This window comes from Streptomyces sp. Ag109_O5-1 (assembly GCF_003814875.1).
GTDB lineage: Bacteria > Actinomycetota > Actinomycetes > Streptomycetales > Streptomycetaceae > Streptomyces > Streptomyces sasae.
The window spans coordinates 6,803,614-6,815,084 of record NZ_RKQF01000001.1 but is presented as its reverse complement, the minus strand read 5'-3'; the positions used below and the strand labels follow the sequence as shown (position 1 = coordinate 6,815,084).

At 71.8% G+C, this 11,471-nt stretch carries 9 protein-coding genes; 3 read left to right on the top strand and 6 right to left on the bottom strand.

Going from position 1 to position 11,471, the window contains the following annotated elements; all coding sequences use genetic code 11:
• Positions 1-50: 50 nt before the first annotated feature.
• From EDD90_RS30930 to EDD90_RS30905, 6 genes are all read right to left on the bottom strand, one after another.
• Positions 51-1,169 carry an LLM class flavin-dependent oxidoreductase gene (locus tag EDD90_RS30930; RefSeq protein WP_123976199.1) on the bottom strand — a complete coding sequence of 373 codons (1,119 nt, stop codon included), beginning with the start codon at positions 1,167-1,169 and terminating at the stop codon, positions 51-53.
• A gap of 93 nt (positions 1,170-1,262) precedes the next feature.
• Positions 1,263-2,033 carry an SDR family NAD(P)-dependent oxidoreductase gene (locus EDD90_RS30925; RefSeq protein WP_123976198.1) on the bottom strand — a complete coding sequence of 257 codons (771 nt, stop codon included), beginning with the start codon at positions 2,031-2,033 and terminating at the stop codon, positions 1,263-1,265.
• An 8-nt stretch (positions 2,034-2,041) separates the two neighbouring features.
• Complete coding sequence (locus EDD90_RS30920; RefSeq protein ID WP_123981851.1) at positions 2,042-2,947, bottom strand: LLM class F420-dependent oxidoreductase; 906 nt, start codon at positions 2,945-2,947, stop codon at positions 2,042-2,044.
• Positions 2,948-3,231: 284 nt separating this feature from the next.
• Positions 3,232-4,482 (bottom strand): amidohydrolase family protein, encoded by a 1,251-nt coding sequence (locus tag EDD90_RS30915; RefSeq protein ID WP_123976197.1) that lies wholly within the window; start codon positions 4,480-4,482, stop codon positions 3,232-3,234.
• Between the two features lie 55 nt (positions 4,483-4,537).
• Positions 4,538-5,029 carry a thioesterase family protein gene (locus EDD90_RS30910; RefSeq protein ID WP_123976196.1) on the bottom strand — a complete coding sequence of 164 codons (492 nt, stop codon included), beginning with the start codon at positions 5,027-5,029 and terminating at the stop codon, positions 4,538-4,540.
• The gene (locus tag EDD90_RS30905) at positions 5,026-6,246 is read right to left on the bottom strand and encodes a macrolide family glycosyltransferase (RefSeq protein ID WP_260328196.1); all 1,221 of its coding nucleotides are present in this window, start codon (positions 6,244-6,246) and stop codon (positions 5,026-5,028) included. Before EDD90_RS30905 ends, EDD90_RS30910 begins: the two co-directional genes overlap by 4 nt.
• A 403-nt stretch (positions 6,247-6,649) precedes the next feature.
• Here EDD90_RS30905 and EDD90_RS30900 point away from each other — a divergent pair, with 403 nt between their 5' ends.
• The 3 genes from EDD90_RS30900 (at position 6,650) to EDD90_RS30890 (ending at position 11,393) form a co-directional block, all read left to right on the top strand.
• On the top strand, positions 6,650-7,906 hold the full coding sequence (locus tag EDD90_RS30900; RefSeq protein WP_123976195.1) for a wax ester/triacylglycerol synthase domain-containing protein: 1,257 nt from the start codon (positions 6,650-6,652) through the stop codon (positions 7,904-7,906).
• 148 nt (positions 7,907-8,054) lie between these two features.
• Positions 8,055-11,006 (top strand): AfsR/SARP family transcriptional regulator, encoded by a 2,952-nt coding sequence (locus EDD90_RS30895; RefSeq protein ID WP_123976194.1) that lies wholly within the window; start codon positions 8,055-8,057, stop codon positions 11,004-11,006.
• Between the two features lie 207 nt (positions 11,007-11,213).
• Positions 11,214-11,393, top strand: coding sequence for a hypothetical protein (locus tag EDD90_RS30890; protein WP_123976193.1), 180 nt, complete (start codon positions 11,214-11,216; stop codon positions 11,391-11,393).
• Positions 11,394-11,471 lie beyond the last annotated feature (78 nt).

Here is an 11,471-nt window from a genome sequence, read left to right as displayed (position 1 = left end):
GGAGGAACTGCGCGACCAGCCACAACGCACCCGCACCCGCCAACGCGCGCTCAAGCCCCCTGACGGAACCGCGTGGTCCGATGCACAGGATCCGTGTCGATCTTCGGAATCACGTGCTCCCCGATCAACCGGATCGTCTGCAGCGTCTCCTCCTTCGGCACCCCCACCGGCAACCCGAAGCTCAACTGGTCCGCCCCGGCCTGCTCCCACCGCTTGCACTGCCGCAGCACCTCGTCCGGGTCCCCGCAGATCAGCAGTTCCTCCTCGACCAGCAGCTCCACGAACTCCGGCGTGTACTCCGGCAGCGTCTCCGGCCAGACCGGGAACCCCTCGGGCCGCGGGAACGTGTCGTGGTACCGGAACACCAGGGAGGGCAGATAGTGCAGCCCGCCGCTCGCCGCGATCCGGATCGCCTCGTCGTGGGTCGGCGCACAGATCGCCGTCGTCGTCACCATGACGTTGTCGTTGACGAAGTCCCCGACCGGCTCCGCGTTCACGATCGCCGTCTTGTACTGCTCCAGCACCCACTCCATGTCGGAGACCTTCTGGATGCTGAACCCGAGCACCCCCAGCCCCTTCCTCGCCGCCATGGCGTACGACGGCGGGGATCCGGCCGCGTACCACATCGCGGGGTGCGACTTGCCGTACGGCTTCGGCAGCACCTTCCTCGGCGGCAGCTGCCAGTGCTTGCCCTGGAAGCCGACGTACTCGTCCTGGAGCCACATCTTGGGGAACTCGGCGATCGTCTCCTCCCAGATCTCCTTGGTGTAGTTCATGTCGGTCACACCAGGGATGAACCCGAGGATCTCGTGGGAGCCGGCGCCGCGTCCGCTGCCGAACTCGAAGCGGTTGCCGCTGAGATGGTCGAGCATGGCGACCTTCTCGGCGACCTTCACGGGGTGGTTGACCTGGGCGAGGGGGTTGAAGATCCCGGAGCCTAGGTGGATCCGCTCGGTGGCGTGGGCCAGATAGCCGAGGTACACGTCGTTGGCGGACAGGTGCGAGTACTCGTCGAGGAAGTGGTGTTCGGAGGCCCAGGCGTACTTGAACCCCGACTTGTCCGCCTGGATGACGTACTCGGTCTCCTCCATCAGTGCCTTGTGCTCGGCCAGCGGGTCGGTCTCGGCGCGCTTGCCCACGTATCCCTGTACAAAGAGCCCGAATTCCAAGGCGGTTCACCGTCCCAAGTCCAGGTGGGTGGTCCTTATGAGTCCTACGCACTTTCTGACGTAGCGTCAGAAAGGTCAATAGCTGACGAGCCGTCAGATGACACTGACCCCCGCCAGCCACCCCCCGTCGATCACGAACGGCTGCCCGGTGATGTACGACGAGTCGTCCGAGGTCAGGAAGAGCGCCAGCCTGGCCACCTCCTCGGCCCGCCCGATCCGGCCCAGCGGCACGAGCTTGCGGTACAGGTCGTCGAGGGCGCGGCTCATCTCCGCCGGGTCGGCGGTCGGGTCGAGCCGCGCGGGGTTGGACATCGCGGTGTCGATGGCGCCGGGGCAGATCGCGTTGACCCGTATCCCCCGGTCGGCCAGTTCCAGCGCGGCGACCCGGGTGAGCCCGAGCACCGCGTGCTTGGTCGCGGCGTACGTGCCGACCGCCGCCATCCCGGTCAGCGCCGTGTAGGAGGCCGTGTTGACGATGGTCCCGCCGTCGGCCAGCTCCGGCGCGACCGTCTTCATGCCCAGGAAGCAGCCGACCTGGTTGACCTGTACGACCTGCATGAACTCGTCGAGGGGCGTGTCCACGAGCGCGTTGAACCGCAGGATGCCCGCGTTGTTCACCAGCCCGTCGAGCCGGCCGTACGCCTTCTTCGCGGCGGCCACGGCGGCCTGCCACTCCCCCTCCACACCCACGTCCAGATGGACGTAGGCCGCCCCTATCTCCTTGGCGAGCGCCTCTCCCTGGTCGTCCAGCACATCCGCCACGACGACCCGCGCGCCCTCCGCGACGAAGAGCCGCGCCTCCTGTTCGCCCTGCCCGCGCGCCGCCCCGGTGACGATGACGACGCGCCCGTCCAGCTTGCCCATACCGCTCCTCAGGTCAGGCGGGGCGCGACCTCGGCCCCGAACGCGTGGATCTGGTCGATGAGTTCGGCCCGGCTCCGGCTGCGGAACCGCACCTGGATCTGGTGCACGCCCATCTCGCCGTAGGCCCTGAGCGACTCGGCGAGTTCCTCGGGACTCCCGCTGAGGGTGCGGCGGCCCACCTCCCACCCAGGCGCGCCGACGTACAGCGGCTCGGCGATCGCGCCGACGGTGATCGGTTCCTCGACACCCGCGTCCTCGCGCAGCCGCAGCAGCCTGTCGATCTGTGCGGGCAGCCGGTCCCTGGGGTCGCCCTGGGGCAGCCAGCCGTCGCCCTTGAGGGCGGCCCGGCGCACGGCGGCCGGCGACGACCCGCCGACCCACACCGGCACCCGCTCCTGGGCGGGCCGGGGACGCTGCCCGAGCCCCTCGAAGTCGTAGAACTTCCCGTGATGGGACGGGAACTCATCCGGCCCGAGAGCCGCCCGCAGCGCGTCGATCGCCTCGTCCAGCACCGCTCCCCGCTGCCGGAAGTCCACACCGAGCACCTCGAACTCCTCCGCCACGTGCCCGGCGCCGACCCCGAGGATCAGCCGGCCGCCGGAGAGGTGGTCGAGGGTCGCATACTGCTTGGCGGAGAGGAGGGGGTGCCGTAGGCCCACGATGGCGACATGGCTGAGCAGGCGCACCCGCTCGGTCACGGCGGCCAGGTGGGCGAGGGTGGCGACCGGGTCGTACCAGACCGTGCTCATGGCCGGGGCCAGCCGGCGCGGGATCGCCACGTGGTCGCAGACGGCGAGATAGGCGAAGCCGGCATGCTCGGCGGCGCGGGCGATCGCCACGAGGTCCGCCGGACCGGCGGCGGCCTCCCAGGGCTCCGCGAAGATGGTGGACTGGGACTGGACGGGGAGCTGCATCCCGTACGCCGGCCGCCCGCCCGGCAGGGCTTGGATGGACACACACCCTCCTGAACGCGATGGACTGAATCCGATGGGCCGGATCCAGTGGACGTATCCGATGAACCGAATCCGGTGGCCGTATCCGATGAACCGAATCCGGTGGCCGTATCCGGTGAACCAAAACTGACGATCCGTCATATCGGAGCTGTCGGAGTCATCGTCTTGCCTGACGCTCTGTCAGACAAGGGTCGGGAGCGTTGATCCAGACACGGCCCCGCAGGGCAGGGCAGCGGGAGCGGGGCTCAGCCGGTCGTGACCGCCCCCGGCCCCGGCCACAGGCCGTCGGGGGTCAGGCCCAGGAGGTCGATCGCGTTGCCTCGGACGATGCGTTCGACCACGTCCGGGGGCAGGTGGCCCATCTGGGCCTCGCCGACCTCCCGTGACTTCGGCCAGGTGGAGTCGGAGTGCGGGTAGTCGGTCTCGTAGAGGACGTTGCCGAGACCGATCGCGTCCAGGTTCTTCAGACCGAACGCGTCGTCGAAGAAGCAGCCGTAGACGTGCTCCCCGAAGAGTTCGGACGGCGGCCGGTGCACCTTGTCGGCGACTCCGCCCCAGCCCCGGTTCTCCTCCCACACCACGTCGGCGCGTTCGAGGATGTAGGGGATCCAGCCGATCTGGCCCTCCGCGTACATCACCTTCAGGTCGGGGAAGCGTTCGAACTTGCCGCTCATCAGCCAGTCGACCACCGAGAAGCAGCAGTTGGCGAAGGTGATGGTGGAGCCGACGGCCGGCGGGGCGTCCGCCGAGGTGGAGGGCATCTTGCTGCTGGAGCCGATGTGCATGGCGACCACCGTGCCGGTCTCGTCGCAGGCGGCCAGGAAGGGGTCCCACGCGTCGGTGTGGACGGAGGGCAGCCCCAGGTGCGGGGGTATCTCGGAGAAGGCGACGGCACGGACACCGCGGGCCGCGTTGCGGCGGACCTCGGCGGCCGCCAGCTCCGCGTCCCACAGGGGGATGAGCGCGAGGGGGATGAGCCGACCCTGCGCGAGCGGGCCGCACCACTCCTCCACCATCCAGTCGTTGTACGCCTGGACACAGAGCAGGGCCAGTTCGCGGTCCTTGGCCTCGGTGAAGGTCTGCCCGCAGAAGCGCGGGAAGGTCGGGAAGCAGAGGGCGGACTGGACGTGGTTGACGTCCATGTCGGCGAGCCGCTGCGGGACGTCGTACGACCCCGCCCGCATCTGCTCGTACGTGATCACTTCGAGCTTGATCTCGTCACGGGAGTAGCCCACGGCGGTGTCGAGGCGGGTGAGGGGACGGTGCAGGTCCTCGTAGATCCACCAGTCGCCTGTCGGGCCGTCCTCCCCGGGCTTCCCCATGACCGGCCTGAACCGGCCGCCGAGGAAGCTCATCTCCCTCAGCGGGGCACGGACTATGCGCGGTCCGACGTCCAGGTACTTCTTCGGGAGGCGGGACTGCCAGACGTCCGGCGGCTCCACGGTGTGGTCGTCGACGGAGATGATCAGCGGAAACGTGCCGTCCTGGGTGTCCATGGCGCTCACGGTAGCGCCGATCTGACGAACCGTCAGCTACTGGGATGGCGGTTCGTCAGCAGTCGCAGGCCGCGTGCCGGGCCAGCACGGCCAGCTCGTCGTCCTCCAGCCTGCGGGTGCGGCGGGCGGCGGGGTCGTAGGCGACACAGGTGCTCACACAGGTGCAGAACACCTGGTCGCCCCGGGTGATCCGGCTGGTCAGCTGGAAGGAGGTGCGGCGGACCGCGCTGACGGTGGTGCTGATGACGGCCGGTTCCGGACGGAGGTCGAGCGCCTCGGTGTAGTCGAGTTCGTGGCGGGCGTAGATCACGCGGACGCGAACGGCCTGCCCGGGGTGGCCGCGCTGGAGGTAGAAGAGGTCCACGTGGGCGTCCTGGACCATCTCCAGGAGGCGGACGTTGTTCACGTGGTTCATCGGGTCCAGATCGCTCATCCGGACCGGGCGGCTGTAGAGGTGGGGGCGGTGGTGGTGCGCCTGCTGCTGCGCGGGCACGGGGGCGGGCCCGGGGGCCGGGGCGGGGACCGCCGTCAGGGTCGCATGGCTCACTGCTCGGCTCCCTGCTCGGCTCCCAGCGCGTCCTCGGCCAGGTCCGCGGCGGCACTCGCGCCGCCCGACCGGTCGATCTCGGCGCGCAGGCCGGCGACGGCCGCGCGGACGGCCGGGTCCGCCGAGACCCGCAGCACGGCCGCCCGCAGCGACTCCGCGGTGACCCGCTCGCGCGGCAGGTGCACCCCGAGCCCCAGGTCCTCGATCCGGCCCGCGTTGACGCGCTGCTCCGCCATCTGCGGGATCGCCACCATCGGCACCCCGTACTGCACGGCCTCCATCGTGCCGCCCATCCCCGCATGGGTCACGAAGACGTCCGCGTGCGCCAGCACGGCCAGCTGCGGCACCTGCGCATGCACCTCGACATGGGCGGGGAGCGGGCCGAGCTGGTCCGGGGTGACGTCCGGGCCGACGGCCATCACCACATGGTGGGGCAGGTCCGCGAAGGCCTCGGCGCACACCCGGTAGAACTCCGGGCGCCGGGTGAACTGGGAGCCCAGCGAGACCAGCAGCACGGGCACGTCGGGGCGGGGCGGCTGCCAGGACCCCTGGTAGGAGCGGTCGCCGAGGACGGGCCCGACGTAGGCGACGCGGCGGGCGGCGACGGTGTCCGCACCGCGCTGGAAGGAACGGGGCAGGAAGGCGATCGCCCGGTCGGGCCGCTCGACCTCGTGGATGCGGGCGGGGTCGAGACCGCGCACGGCGAAGGCGGCGGCCAGGTCGTCGTACCCGGGGAGGCCGGCGAGACCGTCCGCGCCGTCGAAGAACTCGGGGAACAGTCCGTCGTAGGCCATGTGGGTGGGCGAGCACAGGACGGTCGGCACGCCCCACTGGGCGCCCAGCAGCAGCCCCGCGAAGCTGTAGACGTCGTAGAGGACGAGGTCGGGGCGGTCGTGTTCGTACGCCCGGGTCAGCGCGGGCAGGGAGCCCAGCGAGACGTGCACCGCGCGGGCGAAGCCCTCCGCGAGGCGCTCGGGCGCGTCGGAGCCGTCGCTCTCCACGGGGTAGACGACGGGCTCTGCGCCGGCCGCCTTGACCGCGGGCGCGAAGTCCTCGGTGATGGCGTACGTGACCCGGTGGCCCCGGCGCACCAGCTCCTCCACCACGCCCAGGGTCGGGTTCACATGCCCCTGCATCGGGAGGTTGACCACGGCGATGTGCGCCGGTCCCTGCGGGAGAAGCGGGGTCGAGGAGGCGGCGGGGCTGGTGCCAGGCACGATGGGCGTTTCCTGTTCCTGTACGGCGCGTTGGAGGACACCCGTCGGTTCGTGTGGGGCCGTGGTGTGGGGAGACGGGCATCGGTACAACGACACCGACCCGTGTCACGCGACTGGCAACGGACCGAAGACAACCCCTTCGTGGTGACCTGCGGGGCGGCGGGTTGACCAGACGGGAGTGACCGCAGGGCGTGAGCGGCCGCGGCCACAGGTCGTGGACGAGGGCGGGCCACAGGGCGTGGACGAGCGTGACCGCAGGTCGTGGACGAGCGTGACCGCAGGTCGTGGACGAGCGTGACCGCAGGTCGTGGACGAGCGTGACCGCAGGTCGTGGGCGAGCGTTGGGCGGCGTGGAGGACCGCCGCCACGAGTCGCCACGAGCCGCCACGACAGGAGCCGCCTCATGCCCGGAACGCAGCTGCCCTTCATGGAGGAGGGGATGGCCCGCTGGCCGTTCGGTCCGCCCAATGCCGGGATCGCGCTGGACTTCGCGGGAGCGCCGCCCGAACTCGCGCGACTCCGGACGCTGGTGCGCAGGCGCTGGGCCGATCTGCCCCGGCTGGGGCGGCAGTTGGTGCGCGACGAGCGGCGGGCCCGGTCGGGCTGGTCGCGCCGGCACCGCTGGGAGACCCCGGCAGCCGGTCCCGACCCGGCCGCGCAGCTACGGGACACGGGCGGGGAGACCCTGGAGGAGGCCGTACGGGACTGGTTCCACACCCCTTTCCCGTCCGGCGAACCGCCCTGGAACCTGCACCTGCTGCGCGGCCCGGCCGAGGGCGAGTTCACCCTCCTCTTCCGGATGCACCACAGCCTTCTGGACGGACGGTCGCTGACCACCCTGCTGCGCGCTCTCCTGGACGGCTGCGGCCCGGTGGACGCCGACGCCTCGGCGGCCGGACCGGGCGAGCTGCGCCGCGTCCCCGCGCCCGGCACCCAACCGGGCCTGCTGACGGCCGGTCTGGCGGTGCCGTTGCCGGGGAAGGGGGAACGGAGGACGGCGTACTCGGTCGTACGACTGCCTCCCGAACTCGTGCGGGCCGCGCGCGGGCGGGCAGGGGCGACCACCAACATGGTCTTCCTGGCGGCCGTTTCGGGCGTACTGCGCTCCTGCCTGCTGACCTCGGACACCTCTGACACCTCCGACCCCGCCGGACGACCGGTCTGGCTGTCCGTCCCGGTCGACCAACGGCCCGCCGACCGCAGCGACTTCCTCGGCAACGCGTTCTGCAACGTACGGTTGCCCGCTCCGGTCGCCCTGTCCGACCCGGCCGCCCGGCTCCGGGCCTGCGCCGGTCTGCTCACCACCGTCACCCGCCCCCTCGGCAGGACGGAGAAGTTCTTCGAGGCGGCCGTCACCGCCCTGCCGGGACTGGCTCAGGCGCTCGCCCGCGGCCGCCTGTTCGCCCCGGACTACGCGCCGGCCGCCTGCACCTACGTCCATCTGCGCGAGTCCGGCCGTACCCTGGCCGGGCGTCCGCTGCGCCGGATCAGCCTGGTCCCCATGGTGCCGCCGGACGACACGGTCACCTTCGCCCTGGGCGGCTGCGCCCGCGGCCACACCCTGAGCGTGTGCACCAACTCGGGCGCCGAGGACGCCGACCTGCTCGCGGAGTCGTTCCGCCATGAACTCGCGCTGCTGGCAGAGGCCGCTTCCGCGTGAAGACTGTCCTGCCGCCAGAGGCCACTTCTGTGTGAAGAGTGTGTGGACCACCGTGTGTCGCCCTGTGATCGGTGTCTCGCCCGGCTGACGCAACCCCCGTGAACAAGGCAAACTGACGGGGTGGATCGGGATGTCTAGGGGGACGGGCATGGACGGTGGACCGCGGGTACCGGAGCAGCGGCGCCCCTCCTCCTCTGCGGAGGCGGCGGCGTTGCGCTTCAGTGTGCTCGGTCCGGTGCGCGCCTGGCGGGGGGAGGAGCCGCTCAACACCGGCTCCCCCCAGCAACGCGCGCTGCTCGCCGCCCTGTTGCTGCGCGAGGGCCGGACGGCGACCGCGGCCGAGCTGATCGACGCGCTGTGGGGCCCCGAGCCGCCTTCGCAGGCGCTGGCGGCGGTCCGCACCTACGCGTCCCGGCTGCGCAAGGTCCTGGACCCCGGGGTCCTGGTCAGCGAGTCGGGCGGATACGCGGTGCGCAGGCTCGGCGAGGGCGCCCTGGACCTGGCGGCGGCGCAGGACCTGGCGGCGGAGGCGGAGAAGGCGAAGAACGGCGGGGACCTGTGCCACGCCCGTGACGTGCTGAACCGGGCGCTGGCGCTGTGGGACGGCGAACCGCTGGCCGGGGTACCAGGCCCGTACGCCGACGCCCAGCGGGTCCGCCTGGAGGAGTGGCGGCTCCAACTCCTCGAAACCCGCCTGGACATGGACCTGGAGCAGGGCTGCCACGCGGAGGCGGTCTCGGAGCTGACGGCTCTGACGGCCGCCCACCCCCTCCGCGAACGCCTCCGCGAACTGCTCATGCTCGCCCTGTACCGCAGCGGCCGCCAGGCGGAAGCCCTCGCGGTGTACGCCGACACCCGCCGCCTCCTCGCCGAGGAACTCGGCGTCGACCCGCGACCGGGCCTGCGCGAGCTGCAGCAGCGCATCCTCCAGGCCGACCCGGCTCTGGCGGAGCCCTCCTCCCCGGAGGAGGAGCCGGCGGCCGTCCCCGTTCGCCCGGCCCAACTCCCGGCGACCGTGCCCGACTTCACCGGCCGTTCGGCCTTCGTCACCGAGCTGGGCGAGGTGCTGGCCTCGGCGGAGGGCCGGGTGATGGCCGTATCGGCGCTGGCGGGCATCGGGGGCGTCGGCAAGACGACCCTCGCGGTCCATGTGGCCCACCAGGCCCGGTCCGCCTTCCCGGACGGCCAGTTGTACGTCGACCTGCAGGGCGCCGGCTCGCGGGCGGCGGAACCGGAGACGGTGCTGGGCTCCTTCCTGCGTGCGCTCGGCACACCGGACTCGGCCATCCCCGACTCCCTCGACGACCGCGCGGCCCTGTACCGCTCCGTCCTGGACGGCCGCCGCGTCCTCGTCCTGCTGGACAACGCCAAGGACGCGGCACAGGTGCGCCCGCTGCTGCCGGGCACGGAGGGCTGCGCGGCGCTGGTCACCTCCCGCGTCCGCATGGTCGACCTGGCCGGGGCCCATCTGGTGGACCTGGACGTGATGTCCCCCGACGAGGCGCTGCAGCTCTTCACGAAGATCGTCGGCGAGGAGCGGGTGGCCACTGAGCGCGAGGCGGCCCTGGACGTGGTCGCCGCCTGCGGCTTCCTCCCCCTCGCGATCCGCATCGCGGCATCCCGTCTCGCGGCCCGACGCACCTGGACCGTCTCGGTCCTCGCGGCGAAGCTCGCGGACGAACGCCGCCGCCTGGACGAACTCCAGGCCGGCGACCTGGCGGTGAAGGCCACCTTCGAACTCGGCTACGGCCAGCTGGAGCCGACCCAGGCCCGCGCCTTCCGCCTGCTCGGCCTGGCCGACGGCCCGGACATCTCCCTGGCGGCGGCGGCCGCCATGCTGGACCTCCCGCAGGAGGACACGGAGGACCTCCTGGAGGCCCTCGTGGACACCTCGCTCCTGGAGTCGGCGGCCCCCGGCCGCTACCGCTTCCACGACCTGGTCCGGCTCTACGCGCGTGCGTGCGCGGAACGCGACGAACAGCCGCCGAGCGAGCGCGAGGCGGCACTGTCGCGGCTGCTGGACTTCTACCTGGCCACCGCCGCGGCGGTCTACCTGATCGAACGGCCGGGAGACCGGCTGGTCGATCACCTCGCGGCCCCGGAGTACCCGGGGCTCGCGTTCGACGACCGGCACGCGGCACAGGACTGGCTGTACTCCGAGGCGGTCTCACTGCTGGCGTGCGTCCGGCAGTCCGCGCACCCCGGGATGCTCCGGCGTGCCGTCGACGTCCTGTGGGCGGCGATCGACCTGGCCGAGTCGGGGGCCAACTCCCGGGAGTACGAGACGGTCGCGGTGGCGCTGTGCGCGGCGGCGCGGGTGGCCGCGGACCCGTGCGCGGAGGTCCGGGCGCTGATCACCCTGGCCTATGCGCACAGCCTCACCGGCCGGTTCGACCTGGCCGACGAGGAGGCCGGCCGGGCCCGCGAGCTGACCGACTCCTCCCACGACCCGATGGCCGACTGCTGGTCGTCCAACGTGGGCGGCGCGATCGCGGCCTACCAGAACCGGCACGAGGACGCGGAGGCGCACTTCACCCGCGCCATCGAGCACTTCCGCGCGCTCGGCGACCGGCCGGGCGAGGCGAGCGCCCTGTGCAACCTGTCGCGCGTGCACCTGGCCACCGGCCGGGCGGAGAGCGCGGTGACCCTGGCCGGACAGGGTACGGCCATGTACGACGACATGGGGCACGACCTGAAGGGCGCCAACGGGCGGTACGCACTGGGCCTCGCGCTGGCGCAGAGCGGAAAACTGACTCTGGCGACCGAATGCCTCCAACAGGCCCTCGTGGTGTTCCGCGACAGCCGGCAGCGGCTGTGGGAGGGCATGACGGTCTTCCGCCTCGCCGAACTCGACGTCACGGCGGGGCGCCCCGCGCAGGCGGCGTCGAACGCGGAGACGGCGCTGACCCTGCTGCGGGGCATCGGCGGGGAGTGGCGGCGCGGCAATGTCCTCACCGTCCTCGGCCGCGCTCTCAACGGCATCGGCCAGCTGGACCGGGCACAGGTGTGCTGGCGCGAGGCCCTCGACATCTTCGAGTCGCTCGGCGCGCCGGAAGCGGACGAGGCCCGGGGCCTGCTGACGCCGACTCAGGTGGCCTGAGCAGGCGCGGCGGAGGCGTTCATCGTTCGTTTATCGCGGTCCGGCACTCTCGCCTGTGTCGGGTCGTCGCGTCGGGGGGCAGACGGAACGGCGTCGGGCCAGACCCTTATGGTGATCCGGCCTCAAGATCCGTCCGGCAGCCCGCGGGGGAGTTGCCGGACGGATCTTGTCCATCCACCACGTCCAACACTGTCAGGGGAGCACCCGATGAGCGCCGAGAAGACCAATGGCAACATCCACATCACCGACGAGCCGGCCGGCGACACGGTGACGCCGGCCAACATCCACATCACCGACGAGCCGCTCACGGACACCACGACGGAGACCGTGACGGAGACCGCCACGGTCACGCCGGCCAACATCCACATCACCGACGAGAAGGCCTGACGACGGAGCCTTCTCCACACGGGGACGGCCGCGGCGGCTCGGAGGGGGAGCCGTCGCGGCCGAGGTGCGTCAAGAGCA

Excerpts from the sequence above, each read along its gene's own strand:
- EDD90_RS30925 (WP_123976198.1), bottom strand. The coding sequence starts at position 2,033 with ATGGGCAAGCTGGACGGGCGCGTCGTCATCGTCACCGGGGCGGCGCGC.
- EDD90_RS30920 (WP_123981851.1), bottom strand. The coding sequence starts at position 2,947 with ATGCAGCTCCCCGTCCAGTCCCAGTCCACCATCTTCGCGGAGCCCTGG.
- EDD90_RS30915 (WP_123976197.1), bottom strand. The coding sequence starts at position 4,482 with ATGGACACCCAGGACGGCACGTTTCCGCTGATCATCTCCGTCGACGAC.
- EDD90_RS30900 (WP_123976195.1), top strand. The coding sequence starts at position 6,650 with ATGCCCGGAACGCAGCTGCCCTTCATGGAGGAGGGGATGGCCCGCTGG.
- EDD90_RS30895 (WP_123976194.1), top strand. The coding sequence starts at position 8,055 with ATGGACGGTGGACCGCGGGTACCGGAGCAGCGGCGCCCCTCCTCCTCT.
- EDD90_RS30890 (WP_123976193.1), top strand. The coding sequence starts at position 11,214 with ATGAGCGCCGAGAAGACCAATGGCAACATCCACATCACCGACGAGCCG.